Source organism: Segetibacter koreensis DSM 18137 (assembly GCF_000374045.1).
GTDB lineage: Bacteria > Bacteroidota > Bacteroidia > Chitinophagales > Chitinophagaceae > Segetibacter > Segetibacter koreensis.
The window spans coordinates 75079-95313 of sequence record NZ_KB893322.1; the positions used below are offsets into that span (position 1 = coordinate 75079).

The 20235-nt window shown below is 37.2% G+C and carries 17 protein-coding genes; 3 read left to right on the forward strand and 14 right to left on the reverse strand.

What is annotated here, in order from left to right; genetic code table 11:
• Positions 1-131: 131 nt before the first annotated feature.
• From B154_RS0109380 to B154_RS30650, 14 genes are all read right to left on the reverse strand, one after another.
• Entirely contained in the window at positions 132-800 is a 669-nt protein-coding gene (locus B154_RS0109380) for a metal-dependent hydrolase (RefSeq protein WP_018613712.1), read from the reverse strand.
• Between the two features lie 103 nt (positions 801-903).
• A complete protein-coding gene (locus tag B154_RS0109385) occupies positions 904-3054 on the reverse strand; it encodes a glycoside hydrolase family 31 protein (RefSeq protein WP_018613713.1) in 2151 nt (716 codons plus the stop codon).
• A 130-nt stretch (positions 3055-3184) separates the two neighbouring features.
• A complete protein-coding gene (locus B154_RS30640) occupies positions 3185-4384 on the reverse strand; it encodes a glycosyltransferase family 2 protein (protein ID WP_018613714.1) in 1200 nt (399 codons plus the stop codon).
• A gap of 49 nt (positions 4385-4433) precedes the next feature.
• Positions 4434-5507, reverse strand: a complete 1074-nt coding sequence (locus tag B154_RS30645) for an FkbM family methyltransferase (RefSeq protein WP_018613715.1) — start codon at positions 5505-5507, stop codon at positions 4434-4436.
• A gap of 101 nt (positions 5508-5608) precedes the next feature.
• Positions 5609-6757, reverse strand: a complete 1149-nt coding sequence (locus tag B154_RS0109400; protein WP_018613717.1) for a glycosyltransferase — start codon at positions 6755-6757, stop codon at positions 5609-5611.
• Between the two features lie 57 nt (positions 6758-6814).
• On the reverse strand, positions 6815-7999 hold the full coding sequence (locus tag B154_RS0109405; RefSeq protein ID WP_018613719.1) for a hypothetical protein: 1185 nt from the start codon (positions 7997-7999) through the stop codon (positions 6815-6817).
• A gap of 40 nt (positions 8000-8039) precedes the next feature.
• Positions 8040-8705, reverse strand: a complete 666-nt coding sequence (locus tag B154_RS0109410; protein WP_018613720.1) for an acyltransferase — start codon at positions 8703-8705, stop codon at positions 8040-8042.
• Positions 8698-9306 (reverse strand): acyltransferase, encoded by a 609-nt coding sequence (locus B154_RS33590; protein ID WP_018613722.1) that lies wholly within the window; start codon positions 9304-9306, stop codon positions 8698-8700. Before B154_RS33590 ends, B154_RS0109410 begins: the two co-directional genes overlap by 8 nt.
• An 89-nt stretch (positions 9307-9395) precedes the next feature.
• Positions 9396-11192, reverse strand: a complete 1797-nt coding sequence (locus B154_RS0109420) for an ABC transporter ATP-binding protein (protein WP_033411456.1) — start codon at positions 11190-11192, stop codon at positions 9396-9398.
• Between the two features lie 28 nt (positions 11193-11220).
• Positions 11221-13845, reverse strand: a complete 2625-nt coding sequence (locus tag B154_RS0109425; RefSeq protein WP_281166856.1) for a glycosyltransferase — start codon at positions 13843-13845, stop codon at positions 11221-11223.
• A gap of 861 nt (positions 13846-14706) precedes the next feature.
• Positions 14707-15681, reverse strand: coding sequence for a deoxyhypusine synthase family protein (locus tag B154_RS0109435; RefSeq protein ID WP_018613728.1), 975 nt, complete (start codon positions 15679-15681; stop codon positions 14707-14709).
• A 114-nt stretch (positions 15682-15795) separates the two neighbouring features.
• Positions 15796-16233, reverse strand: a complete 438-nt coding sequence (locus tag B154_RS0109440; protein ID WP_018613729.1) for a hypothetical protein — start codon at positions 16231-16233, stop codon at positions 15796-15798.
• Positions 16234-16645: 412 nt separating this feature from the next.
• Positions 16646-16855 carry a putative signal transducing protein gene (locus B154_RS28135; RefSeq protein ID WP_018613730.1) on the reverse strand — a complete coding sequence of 70 codons (210 nt, stop codon included), beginning with the start codon at positions 16853-16855 and terminating at the stop codon, positions 16646-16648.
• Complete coding sequence (locus B154_RS30650; RefSeq protein WP_018613731.1) at positions 16852-17778, reverse strand: CPBP family intramembrane glutamic endopeptidase; 927 nt, start codon at positions 17776-17778, stop codon at positions 16852-16854. Before B154_RS30650 ends, B154_RS28135 begins: the two co-directional genes overlap by 4 nt.
• A 125-nt stretch (positions 17779-17903) precedes the next feature.
• Between B154_RS30650 and dusB the strand changes: the two genes are divergently transcribed.
• The 3 genes from dusB (at position 17904) to B154_RS0109465 (ending at position 20185) form a co-directional block, all read left to right on the forward strand.
• Entirely contained in the window at positions 17904-18941 is a 1038-nt protein-coding gene (dusB, locus tag B154_RS0109455) for a tRNA dihydrouridine synthase DusB (RefSeq protein WP_018613732.1), read from the forward strand.
• A 318-nt stretch (positions 18942-19259) separates the two neighbouring features.
• Positions 19260-19688, forward strand: coding sequence for a CBS domain-containing protein (locus tag B154_RS0109460; RefSeq protein WP_018613733.1), 429 nt, complete (start codon positions 19260-19262; stop codon positions 19686-19688).
• A gap of 68 nt (positions 19689-19756) precedes the next feature.
• Positions 19757-20185: an NADH-quinone oxidoreductase subunit A gene (locus tag B154_RS0109465; protein WP_018613734.1), complete on the forward strand. Its 429-nt coding sequence runs from the start codon at positions 19757-19759 to the stop codon at positions 20183-20185.
• The last annotated feature ends 50 nt before the right edge of the window (positions 20186-20235 follow it).

Below are 20235 nucleotides of genomic sequence, written 5' to 3' on the forward strand. Positions count from 1 at the left end.
AGCTTAGAACGCCATAGTAAAAAAAATACCTGCATTGACCCTGAAACATTTTCCCGTCTTTATAAAAAGTCCGCTCATTTTAAAATTTTAGAGCACTCAAAGCAGTCAGCAGTAAATAATAGATTTTATTTCTAAATGTCCTTCACTTCACCGGGGTTAAAGATAATGACATGTGAATGAGGAGAAGTTTCTTTGCATTGGTCAACAAAAACAGTAGGATCTTGTTTAATTGACTCTGTTGTATTGTAATGCATCGGTACAACCCATTTAGGATGTATATCCCGAACTGCATACGATGCTTCTATTGGTCCCATTGTATAACGGGAACCTATTGGAATGAATAGAGTATCCGGCTTGTAAAGCTCACCCAAAAAATCCAGACCTTTGAAGTATGCCGTATCACCCATGTGATAAAGAGTCCTGTCAGCAATCTTTATAATAAAACCTACGGGAATACCGGTATCACTTGAATGTTCTGCATGAGTAAGTACAACTTCTATTTCCCCGCTTTTATATGGGCCTCCTATGTTTGCGCTTTCTATTTTCAGTACCCCATCTTTCAAAGCACGATAAGTAATTTCATAACTGGAGTGAAAAGTTGCGTTATCCCTTTTTGCAATTTCTATCCCAAATTTTACATCATGATCTCCATGGTCATGAGAAACAAAGACATGATCAATTTTTGGCACTTTATCAAGTGAAACAGGGTTAACAGGATTGTCTGACCACACGTCTATGGCAATTCTCTGGTCCATATATTCGATAATAAATCCCGATTGTGCAACGAAATGAACTTTCATAATACACTTGTAATTGGATCCTTTCAACAATAAAATGATAAATCCGCAGGGAATTATATTTGTTGATTGAGAAATATTAATTAATTGGAAATGCAAAAGATGCTTACTGTGCAATCTTCTTCCAATCTATAATCTTATAAACCTGTTGTTTAAAATTACCGGTTCGTAATGCGTTTCCGTTATTACCTTTCCATGATAAGCTGAGCCAGTTGTACTGTCCCTTTTCGAAGTTAAAATTACTGCTGTTGTCTTCAAAAAGTTTTACTGCAGTCGCAGGGTTGCCATAAACCTTACAAGAGATATTGAAAACAGTAGAAGGTGTTACATACTCAACCGGTTGGGCGAGTGGCAGCAAAGTATTGTCTTTTACAAACATTGGAATTTGATCCAGGGTCATAGAGATAGAATACTCTTTGCCGCCTTCGTACTTTTTGTTCGTATTATAATCGTACCAGTTTCCGGCAGGAAGATAAACAGTTCTTTCTGAGGAACTGTCTAAGAAAGGAGCGCAAAGCAAACTCTCGCCCATCATGTACTCATCATCTATTTTCCAGGTGTTTTTGTCAGTAGGATAATCGATGATCAATGCGCGGAATGGAGGTGTGCCATCAAAATGATATTTCGCAAATGCACTATATAAATAAGGCAGGAGACTCATTCTTAATTCGATCAGTTTTTTTGCTTTCTGCTCGAGGACCTTATAATTTGGAAGCAATTCGTTATTATTGTTTTTGTCGATATTGTACTGCAACCACGGCGGCTGGCTCAGGTACCAGCAATTTGCAACCATGTGAGCAGACATAGTAATTGTTTGTAGCCGTCTTACCAACTCAGCATCGTTAGATGTTTCTCTTAGCTCTGGTGACCAGTTAACGCCAGAAAATCCTGAATTAACAATCATTCTTACAAAATCAGCATGACTATACATATCGGAGTACAAGGCAGAAGTGTAAGGCGCAGCAAACAGGTGCGAAGCTCTGACATCAAACATGGTGCGAATGTTGTTTTTATGGTATAGGTTAAGCATTGTTTTTTGGTATAACAAACCATACAATTGCCGCATTTGTTCACCATCCAGCCCGGAAGGAAAAGTTGCAATGTCAGGAAAACTCCATTCTCTGTCGGCCTTGGTATAATCTGCAGCATCACATTCATCGAGCTTAAAAGCTGCAATACCTTTTTTTACAAAATTATTTTCGTGGTAGTCCCCAAAAACTTTTCGCCCTCCGGCAGAAATAAAATCAGGCACAGCGCCGCCCCAAACAGTATAATTAGCTGAATAAGGAGCAATCTTTTGGAAGATGGGAGAAGTAGGATGTGTGTAAGCGTGCTCCCACAGGTTTAGCTTGAAGCCATTTTTGTTCATGCTGTCAATGAAGGAAGAGGGATTGGGGAAGTTTTTAGGGTTCCATGCAAATGAACAGGAGTAAGAAGCTGTTTGCCAGCCTGGCTCCAGTCCAATCATATCGCAGGGAATATGGTGATTACGAAAATACTGTCCTGTTTCTTGTATTTGTTTATCAGTAAAAGTAGCTTTTCCCCTGTATTTAAAACCCAATCCCCACATCGGTGGAATGCCGCCTCCACCTGAAAAAAGGTTGTACCGTTGCATGACCTGCAGCATTTCCGGGCCGGCGAATACATATATTTCAATTCCTTTTGTGCCCTCTACCTGTATACTTACCTCATTTGATGGGGTTACTGCCTTACCATATAGCTGTACTGTATTCAGCACTACTTTTTGTTCTTTTTGGTTTTCTTTTTTATTACGAACCCGTTCATCGAGCTTGCCCTTAGAAGCAACATAAAAAGTAACGTACCTTGATGAGTTAACGAGAACGCCATAGCCTTTAGTAGAAATATAAAAAGGCATGGGTGCATGACCAAAACCAATATTGCCTACTGTCCAACTGTTAGTACGAATTTCTCGTCGCATGCCTGTCTGGTCAAATGTGTTGGTTTGCAACCCAAAGCCATAAAACCTTTCTGATGTGTCTACTTTCATTTCGGCCAAAACTCCTTTTGACATTTGTTTAAAATGAATAGTTTTTACATCAACAGGAGCGACATGTATCGCCGGCATTTTGTTGAGCCCCGAAAAGGCAGTAGGATTTTTAAATTCGGTAGGTAAATGATGTTCAGGAGTACCATACGTTATTTTCCAGATACCATTTGCAACTTTTTCAATGGTTTGAGCTTGTGTAAACTGAAAGGTGATAATGAGGATGGCGATAAGAAGTGACTCTTTTTTCATAGGTAATACTTTTTGTAAGAATATAAACTTAGCATCTTCAAACTCCCTAATTAACAAGTTGATTTCGATAACCAGCTAGACAGGTCAGTAAAAAATGTTTTGAAAACAAAATAAGCAACGAATTTGGAATTTAATAGTAATTAGGAGCCCTAAAATTATTATTCGCACTTACGCTTACTCTTTCAGGTTTTGCTGAAGCGTTTGTATCTAAATCAAAAACGATTACATTTTCGTTTCGCATTATACAAGTATAATTAGAATGCAAGTAATAGTCCATCTGTGAATAATAGCTAAGTAGCCAGAAAGCAGGCCATGCAAAGACTATAAAAGAAGCACCGTTATTTTGTTGACGTTCAATTTCTCTTATTGCAATTGCGTCATCACCCGGCGGACCCCAATACGTGCCATCATGCTCTACAAAAGGAATTGACTTTCTGCCCGCCACCTCTCCTGCTGCCTCCCACTGATCTTCGTCAACAAGAATGAAAGTTTTGTCCGCAGGAATAACGTTTTTGATGTCATTTACAGCATTACGAAGTTTATAAAACCAGGAATTATCTTTCCAGCTTCGGGTGTCGGCGCTAATTGCAAGACTATCTAAAAAGCTTTTCAGAATAAGGCAGGAGGTATCGTATTGCGATATTATAGATACCAGTGTTTCCTCCTTCAACGTGTTGCCTTTATAATTATTCTTACTATGTATACGATAAAAGCTTTGAGGCTCTTTAATAAGCCTAACCAACCCAAACAGGGGAGCTAACATAAATAAATAGCTGTCAGCAGATATTTTAAAAGAGTCCGCAGGCACTGGCAATACCTGTTCAAGAAATTTTCTTGACCATGCGTTTCCCGAAGTGGGGGAACTGGTATAACCATTGGGCCCATACTTAGCCATTTCTTCCAGTAAATCTCCCTCGCACAGAGTAACCTGTGGAAACATTCCTCCTTTTTTTTGACCAACCTCATTAATTTCCCACAGCGGCCAATGTACTTTAGAAACGTTAGAATCTTCAAATAACGCTACCACTTTAGTAGCTGCTGTTGGTAGTAATATGTCATCAGAATCCAAAAAAATAACGATCTCCCCATGGCTCGCCTCAAAACCAGCATTAAATGCTGAAGCCTGGCCTCCATTTTCTTTTGATATAGCAATTATTTTATTGCCGTATTCAGCTATGATGGCTGCAGACTCATCCGTTGAGCCATCATCAACAACAATAACTTCTACATTGGAATATTTCTGTTTTATCGCACTATCGATCGCATGCCTCAAGAATCTACCGTAGTTGTAATTATTAACTATAATGCTTACCAGGTTATTTTTGCTCATGTTTTTCACGGCATATTTATGCTTTATGCCTAAACTATTGATTTTACTATTATTCCGCTTTTATGAAATTGAAGATAATAATCCTGTCATTTTGCAATAAGCACCTTGAGTTTGATCTAATATAATCGTGCATGCCTTTATAATAATCAAATAACCAGAACCCGGGCCAGGCAAAGATGATAAAAGCAACTCCTTTTTTTTGCTGGCGCTGAATCTCCTGGATGGCAGTAGCATCATCAGCCGGAGGACCCCAGTAAAGTCCGTTTTTCTCAAGAAAAGGGATAGCAGCTCGCCCTGCAAATTCTCCTGATACCTGTAATTGATTGGCATCAATAAAAATAAAACTTTCATTTTGCGGAACAAGCCCTTTGATCTCACCAGCAGATTGAATCATGCGACTAACATAGGGGCTTCTGTTAAGTAGTTCAGGAGGAATATTCATACCTAATTGATCAAAAATCCTTTTGCCATCCTTGCTTGAATAATCTAAATAATAGATACTGGAATAAAATAACTTTGAAAGCAACTTATAGCCTTTACTGACCAGAAACTCATGCAGTTCTCCATCATTTATATCTGACATTTCAGTGGAGTCTTCTACAATTATAAAATTGAAGGAGTACTCGTTAAAGTCAAGTGTTTTTAATATTCTTAGATCGAGTCCTTCAACATCAATTGATAGAAAATCAAAATTTTTTTTCTGCTGACCATGCTCTTTCAAAATCGAATCTATCGTAGCCGTTTTCAGCTTTACCCTGTCTATTATTTTATTGTCGCCCCGGCCATGCCAGTGCAAAGCATGCTCTTCGGAAAACGTATTTAACTCCGGGTTATTAAATACGTAAAATGTTAACTCTTCTTCTTTATCAGAAACAGGTATTTCAACATTGATATCTAAGGGACGTACTTCGTTAAAAATTTTACTGCTTCCAGGTGTAGCTTCAATATTAATACCCCTCCAGCCTGCCTGGTAAAACTTATAAGTATTAGAAAATCGCACAGGGTGGTGAGCACCTATATCTACAAAAGATCCGTTATAATCAATATCGCCAAGAATTCTTTCCAAAAGAACATCTTCTCCCTCCTGGGAAAAGGATGTTCTGCCTTTAAATTGCTCTTGCATTCTTTAATTTTTAAAAATTAATTTTATTTATGCAGGTAATCCTGCTTTCCCTTTTAAACATAAAAGAGGAAATTGTGGTCCAGCTTGTAGTACAATAGGTTTCAAAATCCTAATTCGTTTAAAAACTTTCTTAAAACATTTTTGGCGTCAAGGTATTCGCAAGCTATTTCCCATGCTTTTTTACAGTGAAACTGATAATTACTTTCAATGATTTCTATGGCATTTTTTGCCTCATTTACATCGGTGACCGAAAAAAGTCCTTCACCTGTCGGAAGGTATTCACTAAACCCTGTGTCTTGCACTACCACTGGTCTTCCACTGGCCATATAAGCCGCACTTTTATCACTAAACCACCCCGAATGAGTTGCTGTATACATGTTTTTGCAAACGCTAAATTCGCCTTTGCAATGAGACAGATAATTCCTGAAAGAATTGAAGGAAAAAGTTACTTTCTGCGCGTTGTTTATTGTCCACCCTTTTTCGCGCAATTCCTGTTCTTTAGTATCATGTAAACCAGAAACTGCCACCTCTACAGGCACATTCACTAACTGGGGCAGTGAGATAAATTTTTCAAATTCTACATCTTTCTGCCCATAGGTAACACCTCTATATTCTACACTTTCATAAGACTTCCAATTCATAATAGTAGAATAAGGTGCATTTACGGGAGGATCTGTGCGGTTGAATAAACCGGGGTTAACAGGATTGAAAATATATCCCCAATTGATGCCGGCGGTTGGTATAATATTACCCGGCTTGCCGACATTAAAACCGTTGGTGTAATAACGATCAAAGTCAGGAAATGGAAGACCGTGAACAGAAGCATAATCAAACCTGATCTGGGAATATGCAGGATCGGTTTCTATATATACCCGCATAGTTGCAGATAAGGACTCCTCATTCCATGCATCGTGGGCGCCATGTTCGATGTAGAGATCAGCTCGTCGAAAAACATCATTTATCTTTTTCTTAGATAAACCATGATATATCTCGCCATGCTCAACAAAACACCATTTATCTTCTAATCCATACCGGGCCAGTAAATCTGCTACGACTTTAACCCCATAAGAACATTCGTTGCTTAGAACTTGCTTTTGAGGATCATAGCAAGAATCTGAATGAACATATTTTTCAACGAAATAAACATCATGGCCAAGTTCCTTAAACCCAACGAGGTATTGAAGAGCCCATGAAAGATTGCCGCCAAGAGGATAACGAACCATGTATGTACCAAGAATAATTGTAGCCATCGTATATGAAAGTGGAGAGAGGTAAAAATGATCGACTTACTTAATCTGATTTTTCAGCTATATATTTTTTAATATATCAGATAATATTTTATCACTATCGAAATAATCATCGGCAATTGCCTTTGCAGCCTGCGAGTGGCGCTTGTAATTGCCAACCACTTCCTTTACTGCTTCTTCAGCAGTTTCCAGATCACTAATAGCTAATAATCCTTCTCCGGAAGGAATATACTTGGACCATTGCGTATCCTGGGTAAGAACGGGTTTCCCGGAAGCTAAATAAACAGCTGATCTTCCTGAGAACCAGCCGCTTCCTGACTTAATGTAAGTTTCTTTTGTTACAGAAAATTCAGCAAAAGATGATTGAACAAAATTTTTATAATTTTCTTTATCAGCAATCAAATTATCCGGGCTTAAAATGTTCCAGCCACATTTAGTTAAATAGTCCATTGATTTAGCTGTTTCCGGATCCTTTGGCCTGTTAATTATTATTTCGAATTTCTCTTCTGATCGGGCAGGAAGGTCAAAAAACTTCTTAAATTCTTTATTTTTTTGCCCCCAGGTCTCATTCTCATAATTAAAATCGGGTCTTTCTGTCCAGTTCATAATGGACGTAAATCCGTATTTTGTCTTATTAGAAAAAGGCTGATCCCAAAATGAAAGGCAAATTGGTTTTTTTGTTGTCATCCATTTAAAATCAAATTGAGGTATACGGCAGTCGTGCTGTCCTATATTTAAACCAAAAGTGAAAAAAAGATCATGAGCCTTCATGTAAGTTGTAGCGTCCTGAGCTTCTGCGCCCCCTGCTTCCTGCTTTAAAAAGTATTGATATTGGGTAAACATAGGATCTGTATCAATCAATATCTTATTAGGGATTTTAATATATTCGTCTCGCAGAAAAGTAGATGATGAAACGTTTATAAATACATCCGCTGATTCGCATACACTTTTAAATTTTGCTTCCGACATCCCGAATATTTTTCCAGATGCTACATCCCGATAGGCCCACTTGTTCTCCAAACCAACTTCCTCCATAGCTTTTTTTAAATAGGCTACTCCAAAAGAACAATCGTCCCATTTTTCACCAACGCTTTGATATACAGGATAAAGCATAGTATCTTCTACGTAGTACACATCATGACCGAGCAGTTTTAATCCAAGAGGGTACTGAAGATAATCCCATGTGGCACCGCCGGTTGGAAACAACCCAATAAATCCACCAACAACTATTTTTAATTTTTCCATTTTTAAACACTATTTACGTTTCAACTATATTTCGCTATGCTCAGTTTATAATTTCCTTAATTGCTTTTTGCTTGCTTTCCGGTGTATCTGTAGCTTCTAAGAATTTAACTATTTTGCCAGGGTTGCCAACAACCACAGCATAGGGAGGAACATCTTCAGATATGATCGTTTTTGAACCAATTACGGCACCTCTTCCTATAGTCACTCCCGGTAAAATAATTGCTTCAAAACCTACCCACACATTTTCCTCTATTACCACGGGTTTGGGATCTGTAAACTCGAGATGTCGGTTGCCAGAACGTGAAACTCTTTCTAGCATAAGTCTTCTGACTACTGGCGATAAAGTTTCAGCCGTTATCCAACTATCGGTTATAACCGATCCCCAGGAAAACATGCAATGATCTTTTATAGTTATAGAAAGGTTGCTTATAAGCCGGACGCATTGAAGAACAACAAACTTTCCAATTTTAATTTCACCGTCTTTTCCTGTTGTAAATATTCCATGTCCATAATTTCCGCTGGCATATCCTAACGAAAGCCCGACAGTCTTTTCAGAAAAAAAGGTCGTGAAAGAATAGGAAGTATCCGGGTAAGCCATTTCATCCAGAAAAATATTTTTTGGTAAAGGATTTGGATACCAATCTCCTTCGATAAAGAGTTCACCTGAAGTATTTTCAACAATATTTTGTGCAAGGTGTTTATGCATATTCAATTGATTCGATTTTTGCAGGATTACCTGAAACAATGACTCCGGCAGGAACACTTTTTAAAACAACAGCACCTGGCTGAATTATTGAACCTTTTCCAATTGTAACGCCTTTTAAAATAGTGGCATTAAACCCGATCCATACTTCATCTTCTATTATTACCGGTGCAGCATCAAACATTGGCCTTAAGCACTTATTTCCTACTGTTGAAATTGCAATGGTGTCAGCTATTCTTGCAGCAGGATCAAGGGGATGAAAGTCAGTATCAACAATTGTTACACCGCCTGCAATAAATACATGTTTTCCAATTATTATTTTTTTGTAAGCCGCGATACAGGCACCAGAAATAAAGCTAAAGTCGCCAATTTCAATATATCCATTTTCTTCCGTTGCAAGAGCAGGGCTTTGTAATGTTATGTTACTACCTAGTTTTAATCCTACCGGAAGTTTAGAAAAGAATTTTTTAAAACAAGAGGAAGAGTCAATTACAGAATTTTCTCCAACCTCAATATTTGCTGGAATTGGGAAATTACACCAATCACCTTTTAGAGGCTCTCCGGGCTTCAGTTGTTGAAATAGTTCGTATGATGTATTAGCCATAATAATTAAATAAATAATTCAAATCTTTCTTCTTTTATCTATACCAGGAATGGCCAATAAAGGCTCTTGACGATTTAAGACTTTTAATGTTACGATGCTACATGCTGAAACTTATGCAATTCCGCATATACCTTATCCTCTTTTAATAAACTTTCGTGGGTTCCTTTTTCTGCTATTTTTCCATCTTTAATAGATATGATCATATCTGCATGCCTGATAGTTGATAATCTATGTGAAATAATAAATACTGTTCGTCCTGCGGAATATGCAGCTAACGATTTAAAAATTTTCGCCTCTGTTTGTACATCGAGTGCAGAAGTTGGTTCATCAAGAATTAATATCGGCGTATTTCTTAAAAATGCACGAGCCAATGATATTCTTTGTTTTTCTCCACCTGACAACGATACACCACCTTCGCTCGCTATTGTGTCGTAACCATTTGGAAGCCTCATAATAAAATCATGAGCCTGGGCTGCTTTAGCGGCAGAAATTATTTCATCTCTTGAAGAACCAGGATTTCCAAAAGCAATGTTGTCTGCGATTGATATTGGAAAAATAAATGAGTCCTGCAGTACAAGCGATATGTTGTTTCTTAAGGATTTAAGTGTAACATCTTTTACATTTTTACCGTCAATTAAAACTTCTCCTTCCCATGTATCATAAAAACGTAACAGTAACGAGATCATCGATGTTTTTCCAGCTCCCGTGGGCCCTACTATCGCAACAATTTTTCCGGCTTCCACCTGAAGGTTAAAATCTTTAAGAATGGTAGTAGCCTCATCTTTTTTCCCATAACCAAAAAATACATTTTTTAACTCTACATGACCTTGAATATCTGATAATTCCATTGCACCCGGTTTTTCATGTACTACTTCTTCCGAGTCCAATATCTCAAAGATGCGCTTTGCCCTTGCAGTTATGGTAAAAGATGCTGCAACAATACCTGCCAGTGCGCTAACTGGGCCAAATAAAGCTCCTATATAACTTATAAAAAGAAATAGTTCGCCAGTTGTAATGACGCCAGTTAAACCTTTATATGCACCAATACCAACTATTGCTGCAGTAGCTACCCCGGAAACAACTGCAAGAAGCGTGTTATACACCATTGAGATGTTAGTAGAGTTAACAGATGCTTCATTGAACTCCAGGCTTTGATCCCTGAATTTATCCCTCGTGAAATTTTCCCTTGAGTATGCCTGTATTATTTTAACAGAGGTTAAACTTTGCTGTATAAATGACCATAGTTTACCTGAAACTTCGTATTGGTAAGTGGTAGAGTTTGTCATCGGTTTATTAAATGCAAACAATACGATGACAAAAACAGGAACAACCGAAATAGCGAGCAACGCAAGGCTGTGATTTATATTATACATTACATAAAACATAGATCCTAGTGAAGCTACTGAAAGCAATGTTGGTAAGAGTATTCCGCCAACTATAGAGTATATAACGTAAGTATCTCCTGAAAGTCTTTGCATAAGGTCTCCTACATTATTTTTTGAATAAAAAGCAAGAGACAGCTTTTGCATTTTATCAAACAATGCAGAAGAAAAATCATAAACTAACCGCTGACAAACTTTTGTTGTGACGTTTGAGGATATAAATGATACAACAGAAGTGCTTACAACCATAAAAACGGAAGCAATTACAAAAATTACAAGTAATCCTTTGCTGTCCGGAACATGACCAAATTTTCTAAAAAAAGATTGCAAACCTGCGGGCAAAGGATGATTGGAAAGAACATTGTCAATAATATACTTTATGGGCAATGGTTTTAGAACTTCAAAGCCGACACTTAAAAAGCCCAAACAAATCAATAAGAAAATTTTGCTCTTATAATTAGCTGTAAACCTTATTAATCTAAGGAGAACGTGCGTTTTACTCATGTAACTGTTTTACTTTCTGTTTCCCTTATTAAATTTTACTTGCCTGCTGCTTTAAAACTTTTGGAGCACCCTCTTTTCGTAATACATATGAAGCGTTTTCGACTTCGTTAGGGTCTGCTACGTCTATGAATTTTAATTCACCTGTTTTCGTTGGTTCTTTAGATAAATTAGTGAACCCTTTTATCAAACAGTTTGCTACGCTGGCACAATCAAATACGTACTTACCAATTAATCCTATTGTTAATCCTGCTATAATAAAACTTACAACCCAGCTATGGTCTAAAGCTGCGAATACAGCAATAAGTGCTGATAGAATTATAAGAGATATGCCGGTTTTAGAATAATTAACCCAATATCTGAATTTGAGGTATTGCTTTTGTGCTCCATGTTCTTCAATAGTAAGAACCCCTTTGGCTGTTGAAAAAAATCCGTTCCTGGTTTGAATATCCCACCTGTCAAAATCACCACCCCTCTTTACTCTTGCCTGCAATGCAATAAGATTTTGTTCAATTTCTTCTAGCCATGTTTCAGAACCTTTCCAGTTGCCTTCAGACCAATGCGTTAATAACCGGGGCCTGAAAAAAGTTAAATTACTCATATTGCCATTTGCAGCTCTCATTCTCCATGGAGTCAAACCATGAGTAATTCTTCCTTTTAATCTTGCCAAAGGTTGAATGATGTGTAGGAGAATGATTAAAGGCCTGTATTTCCAGCTTGTATGCTGCACCTTGGTAAGTGAAGAATTTTTTGATGCACTAATGATTGCCTGGATAATAATAACGGTTATAGAAACAATAAAAACAGGCCATACAAGTAATAAGGGTTTCCATAAAAAACCGAGGCAAGCCATGAAACCAAAAAAGATAGAAAATAAATACCATTCGGGCATTAAAGGAATCGATTTCGAAAATCCTTCCGCAGGTTCATAAACAGATTGAAATAATGCACTTCCCCATGTTCCATGGAAAATTTTATCTTTTTTTGTTTTTATAGGTATTGTAAATCCATTTCCATAAATTCTTCCTGCCCACTCTAAATGACCAAAAGCGTTATACTTTTGAGGCCATTTACGCTCAAGCAGCGCTTCTGCTTTTCCATATCCCTTTTGTTGTTTCCAGTATGCTTTTAACGAATTACGACGGTGATGCCAAACTAAAGCCGACGGATGAAAGCCGATCGTATAGCCAGCCTCCTGTATTCGCCAGCAAACATCTACGTCATCTCCTGCAGATGTGTAAACAGGATCGAACCCTCCTACCTGTACTAAAACATTTTTTCTTACCGAAAAATTACATCCCGGAATATGTTCTGCAATTTCATCGGTAGCTAGTACGTGAACAGGACCTCCGGGGGCGTTGGCTACACAAGTGGCTATATAACCATCTTCTGCAGGAATGATATTTGGTCCACCAACAGCCACATGATTGCTATTAATATAAGTATAGGCGAGGTATTGTAACCAGTGAGGATCAGGATAAGCATCATCATCTATATAAGCAATAATGTCTCCCTTTGCATTATACATCCCTGTATTGCGTGCACTACTTAAACCTTTGTTTCTAGTAGAAATAAGTTTAACAGGATACCTTCTTACAATATTTGCTGTATCATCTTTTGATCCATCATCAACCACAATAACCTCATAATTCCCATATTGCAGTTTCATCAGTCCTTCCAAAGTGTCTTTGATAGTTGCAGAACCGTTATAAGAACATACGACGATCGAAAAAAACGGAAGATTTTTTTGATTTGATAAAGGAATTGCCTGCATGGAATTTATGACAGCTGACAATGCGGGCTTTGGAGTTCTTTGCCGGTCAACCAAGCCAAAATTCCAGTCTTCTATTTCGAACCCCCCACGCCACCATTCATCTGTCCACGCAAAAACAAACATTCCGGCACATCCTTTACCAAAAACGGTTTTTATTTGCCAATTCATTACCTCTGCCTGCTTTTCGTCTCCGTTTCGCAAACTGTCTAAACCAATTTCCGCTAAAACAAGAGGGCGCTCTCCACATAAGTTGTGCAGACGCGAAATATAGCTACTAAGCTTTTCAGGTGTTTCAAGATATACGTTGAAGCAATCAAAATCGAGGAACGATAAATTGAGATACTCTGTGGTAGGATAATTAACATAAGTTACTAATCCTTGCGGATCAGCCTCTTTTGCTGCGTTATACAATTCTTTTAAAAATGCTTCTATTTTTGCCTTTCCGTACCACCGTACAATAGAAGCCGGAATTTCATTACCTATGGCGTAACATAAAATAGCTGAATGTTTTTTGCAATCCTTTACCCCTTCCTGAACTCTTCTAACTATATCTTTTTTATTTGTTTGATCGTCTAAAAAAGTAATGTGTTGTTCCCACGGCAGCCCCACCATTACTTTCAAGTTGTAGACGGAAGCTAAATCGAGCAGGTACAAAGGAGGAACTGTATACGTACGTACGCAATTGATACCATTTGCAGCCATCATTTCAAAATCCTTTTTTATAACAGCTAATTCAGGATATTGAGTACCATTTGATGGTTTAAACGTACCGTAGGTAACACCCTTAATATACATCTTTTTGTTTCTGGAGTATAAAAACTTCCCTTTTATATATACTCTGTCAGAAATAAAATTTGCTAGGGCACCGGGGGAATGTGTCACTTTCAAGGTTAGCGGAATTTATGTTTATCACAATTAGGTAAAGCACTTATACAAGCTTCTTCTTTCTTATCGAAAGAGTAGAAAGCGTTACAATAATTGTAATCATTATAAAAAAGAAATGCAGTTATTCTTCGATCTTATTTACCCATAACGACCATTATATATTTAATTCTAAACGAACCGATTTCATTTTTTATCCTATATAATTTTTGCATTTCTACATTTTGTCTTGTCTTCATAGCTATTACGGATTTGTTCTTTTGCAAAAGACAAAAGAAGAACAACAGAGAACAGGGCCTATATGTATTGCTGCCTAGTCCTATTTTTTATTCTCATATGAAATAGAATAAGACGGAAATTCTTAAAGTATTTCAGAGTATTGGATAATCTTTTTTTCAAGAAGAATGAGTTTGGCGAACAGCAAGGATTATGCCAGAGATCTTACTTAAAGTCTTCTTTATATATGTATTACGCTTAATATAAATGCCTGAATATTGGCGCAAGTTTGAAATATCCTTTTCGAATGTATTTGGGAGAGTACAAAAACAAAAGGAAATTTAAATAAGACTTTTGAACCAACAGGTGGAAGTAGTAATGAAAATGAATTACAATTTGTACAAAGGGCTATAAAAAAGCTGGCAGGGCTAAAAGGGTCACACTCTTTTTGATATGACCAGAATATTTCCCGGCAGAAACAGAATATACAGTGAAAGATACCTTTAAAAAATAACCGCAACTGCTTTCTTTATATATGTAGCAGTTGCGGTATAAACCCTGAAATGAATTATACAGATTGTAGCAAAGATTTTAATAGCAATTTCCTGATTTTAAACTAAAAAGGAAACAGTAAGCTCGTTCTAATTACAATCCTAGTATATAGGCAAATATCAGTGGAACTACTATGGTAGCGTCACTTTCTACGATAAACTTAGGTGTATGAATGTCTAGTTTTCCCCAGGTAATCTTTTCATTGGGAACAGCGCCGCTGTAGCTTCCGTAACTCGTTGTACTATCGCTAATTTGGCAGAAATAACTCCAGAAAGGGATTTCGTGCATTTCAAGGTCCTGGTACAGCATAGGAACAACACAAATGGGAAAGTCTCCTGCAATACCACCGCCAATCTGGAAAAAACCGATTCCTTTTCCTGCACTATTGTGGCGATACCAGTCGCTGAGCCAGACCATATACTCAATGCCGCTCTTCATAGTGCTTGCTTTCAGCTCACCTTTTACCACGTAGCTGGCAAAAATGTTACCCATCGTACTGTCTTCCCAACCGGGAACAATGATAGGAAGGTTTTTCTCAGCTGCCGCAATCATCCAGCTATGCTCTTCAGGTATCTCATAATTCTCTTTCATGACCCCGCTCAGAAGCAACTTGTACATGTATTCATGTGGAAAATACCGCTCGCCTTTATCCTCTGCATCTTTCCATATTTTATGTATGTGCCTTTGAATACGTCTAAAAGCCTCCTCCTCAGGAATACAAGTATCTGTTACGCGGTTATAACCATTCTCGAGCAATTCCCATTCTTCTTTAGGGCTTAGTTCACGATAGTTGGGCACTCTTTTATAATGGGTATGTGCAACAAGGTTCATAATATCTTCCTCAAGGTTTGCACCTGTACAGCTGATTATTTGTATTTTGTCCTCGCGTATCATTTGCGCCAGCGAAATGCCCAGTTCTGCAGTACTCATTGCACCAGCTAAAGAAACAAGCATTTTTCCACCTTCAAGAAGATGAGTTTCATATCCTTTTGCTGCGTCAACCAATGCAGCAGCATTAAAGTGTCGGTAATGATGTTGTATAAATTGAGAAACAGGCCCTTTATTCATATATTGAAATTTGGCTGCAAAAGTAACTCAATTGAATATAAAGACAGGTTAATAAAGACGAAAAAAGATGCCCCAATCGCTTGGTGACATCTTTAAATCAGTTTTTATCTGAAGTTATTTTTTTGTTTTTTGAAACATCGACACCTGGTTGCAGTCACTTACTTTAAGAATTACAGATTCTTTTTCATTTTCGCCTGAAATATAGTAGGAAACCTCATCAAAACCATCAAACCGGATAGCTTCTTTTACATTGTAGCCGTCGAACATTTTGGCAAAAGTTCTTTTAGCGTTTATAGGCAATTCATCCAGCTGTATACTTTTGCTGCTGGCAATAATATCCCCACTGGAGTTGTAAAAAATTTCTCTTTTTGTATTGCCTTCTTTAAAACTTGCCTTTGAGTAATCATCGGTTACAACCCATTTTACGTTAGAGGCTCCTTTAAATTCAACATTAAAATTTGCAAGTATTATAGAACTCAACTTTTTAGGTGTCGCGAAAGCTGCACCACCAACTGCAATCGCTATTAATGCAGTAATAAATAATTTTTTCATGATAAAGGTTGTTAGTGTTTGTTTTAATGTTTGCTCTTGCAGAGTTAAAATTATAGCGATCGCGAACGTGCTACAATACATTTGTGATGAGCGTTGTGTGTAAAAAAATAATGGATTGACAACAATAACAATCAACTACAGGTAATGACTTGAAACCGTGGACCGGTAAGGGTTGAGTGAGAATAAGAAGAATATTTTAAAGGGAAGTATTTTAAATAATCCCTATCCATCCGATGCAAAAACTTGATGAACGGTAAGTACACTCCTTGTTTAGCTAAAATTGATAGAAAAATTATAGAATAAACTACTGGTAAAGTTTATCACTTTGAATCCTGTTTCAAGGTTTTTGTGTTAAATAAAACTGAACCGCTTTGTTGTTTATTTAATAGTGAGAATATTCGCCTAAATACATTTAATTTGATAAGCCCTGTTCTAACAATTGCCTTGCGATATCTTTTAAATGAGTAGGAACATATAATTCAATATCCCCAAAATTTAGATAACTACTATCCTGTTTATTCAATATCATTACAGGCACATTATTTTCTTCCAGCATTCCTTTTATAATGCTGGCTTCTGGCAGGTTGCGTGTAGAATATAAAAGGTACCATTTTTCTGTCATGCTATATAATCATTCTCGTCATTCGTAACAATTTCAGGAAAATCTTCATCGCTTTTCCTTTTAATAAAAAAGATTATTCCAACTCCTATCACACCACTCAATAATGCTCCGTACAAGGGAACAGAAATATCATCACCGGCAAGTCTTTTTAGAAGAGAGCTGCTGTCTGCGTAATAAACAGACAAGACTGCAAAAGCATTATTTATAAAATGGATAGTAATAGTGTACCAGAGATTGCGGGTCACATGATAAACAGTTCCTAATAAAAGACCAAGTGTAAAAATGGGCAGCAGTTTAAAGAAAGTTCCATGCAGTAAGCCAAAGACTAAAGAAGATACAAGAATCGCTAACCACGGTTTTTGACTCATACGAAGTAATGCTTTTTGCAATGAACCTCTGAAAAACAGTTCTTCACCAATGGCTGGCAACAAAGCCATAATAAACAGGTTAATCAGCAGATCTTTAAAAGTTTTCATTTGTAAAAAAACCTTAAGAGCCCGGTTGTATACAGCCTCCATTTCTTCAAGTGTTTTTTGCAAAGAACCAAATTTAGTGTGGGCATTTATTTCTCCCAGCCATCCTATAAAAGGCTGAATGCAGAATAATAAAGCCACTGATGCAAAAAATAATACGGGTGTAACACTTTTTTGTATCCCTATGTATGGCAAAGCTTTGGGAGAAGAATAATAACCAAAAAATAAGGCAGGAAAAATAAATGATATAATTGAGCCTGTTAATTGTGCCCACTTAAATTTATTAATTATAGCGGTAGAAACAATAGTATTTTTATCAAGTAGCACACTGCTAATATCGTTAAAGAAAAAAGATGAAATAGCATAATCAACCAAAAAAAAACCGCCGGCCAGTGCCAGGAAAACTAAAAACTGAATGGCAGGAGGCTGATATTTTAAGTAAGTGTTCATAAATCAGGAAAAAATAACAGTGTAAGTTTGCATTTTTAAAAAGAGGCGCAAGATACAAGGATGTTACTTATATACAAGAGGCAGTCGCTAATGTTTGCAAGCCTTAAAGGATTTAACACAGAACCATGATAACTATTGGAAATATACAATTACCGGGCTTTCCGCTTTTGCTGGCACCTATGGAAGATGTGAGCGATCCGCCCTTTCGAGCAGTTTGCAAAGAGAATGGCGCAGATCTTATGTACACCGAATTTATTAGCAGTGAAGGTTTAATTCGTGACGCGATTAAAAGCAGGAAAAAGCTTGATATTTTCGACTATGAGAAACCTGTTGGAATACAGATTTTCGGGGGCGATGAAGATAGTCTTGCCATGGCTGCTAAAATTGTAGATGTTACTAACCCTGATCTATTGGACATAAATTTTGGATGTCCGGTAAAAAAAGTTGCCTGCAAAGGTGCAGGAGCAGGTGTGTTAAAAGATATCGATTTGATGGTAAGGCTAACGGATGCGGTAGTAAGGTCTACCAGTTTGCCTGTAACAGTAAAAACAAGATTAGGTTGGGACGAGAACACAAAAAATATAGAGGAAGTAGCAGAACGGCTGCAGGATGTGGGAATTAAAGCATTGGCAATACACGGACGTACTCGCAGCCAAATGTATAAAGGCGAAGCAGATTGGTCACTTATAGCTAAAGTAAAAAATAATCCACGCATTAACATTCCCATATTTGGTAACGGTGATATTGACAGTCCTCAAAAAACACTGGAATATAAAAACCGTTACGGCGTAGATGGCATAATGATAGGCCGCGCTGCAATAGGTTACCCGTGGATTTTCAGGGAAATTCAACATTATTTAAAGACTGGTGATTTGCTACCTGCACCGACTGTTGAAGAAAGAATTGCGGTAAGTAAAAATCATTTGCGAAAGTCGGTCGAATGGAAAGGAGCTGTTGTAGGCATAAACGAAATGCGTCGCCATTATTCAAATTACCTTAAAGGGCTACCGGGAATTAAAGAATTTAGAAACCGCCTGGTTGTATTAAAAGAATTAGAAGAGGTTGAAGCCGTACTTGATGAAGTGCAACAGTATTATCAGGGATTTGAAATTGACAGGTCACCAATTGTTTTGGAGAACTATCATGAGCATTGCGCTATTTAGCAATACAAGTATCGAAACATAAAGGCCCTTTTATTACACAATGGAAAAAGAAGGTTTATAAGCGTATAATCAAATTTTTAAGAATATGATTTCAAAAAAGTTTCCTGTAAAATCAATTTCTTCTACACTTTGATAACTCTTTTGACAAGGCTTTGTTTTGCTTGCACATACTGATTTTTTCTATCCTGAATTTATTTTTGTTCTCAATTTTATATATTCATTCTTTTTAACCGGAAAAAAAATAGTTTACCTTTCCTTTGTTTTTTCAAAAAATGAATTTATCTTGATAATCAATTTAGATCTTTTAATTTTTTTGTTATGGGAACCGTTAAAAATCTCTTGCAAAAAAAAGGCACTATTGTCCATTCTGTTAGCCCCGACAGTTCTGTCTACGATGCACTTGAAGTTCTTGAAAGTAAAAATTTAGGAGCGCTGGTAGTAGTAGAGGACCAAACCCTCATTGGCATTTTCACTGAACGTGATTATGCACGCAAAGTAGTTTTGAAAGGCCGTTCTTCTAAAGACACTTTAGTTAGAGATATAATGACGGATCGTCCTATATATGTAACCCCTGATAATACTATCGACGATTGTATGCAAATCATGACAGATAAATTTATCCGTCATCTACCAGTACTGGACAATAGCAAACTGGTAGGCGTTATTTCTATTGGTGACGTTGTTAAGTATGTGATTGAAGAAAAGAATTTTATTATTGAAAATCTTGAACATTATATAGTGAGCTAATGATATTGTTTTTAGTAAGGAAAACAACGAAGTAAGGATCAACTATAGATAGTACAAAAAGAACAGATATGCCAGGAAACGAAACGTTGAGCAACCTATGGCCACTGCTGTTATATGCAGCCATAGTTGCTTTTTTGCTCACAGCCATTCTACTTTTATCGTACTTTTTAGGGCAACATCACCAGGATAGAGCTACCCGCCTTCCTTATGAAGGGGGTATACAACAGTCAGGTTCTGCCCGTTTGCGTTTTTCTGCCCAGTTTTACCTTGTAGCAATGCTTTTTGTAATATTTGATGTAGAAGCCGTATTTATAATGTTATGGGCTTTGGGGTTTTATGAACTGGGATGGGCCGGGTATATAGGAGCAGCATTTTTTATAGCACAATTAGTCGTCGTTTTAATATATGAATGGGGTATTGGAGCTTTAAATATTGGACCTGATACCCGTGCAATTTTTAAAGCGTACAATCGCTTGAAAACAAACAAAGCAGTATAAGAATATCACTTGGGAATTGCCCTTTAGATTGGAGATAGTTAGTACGAAAT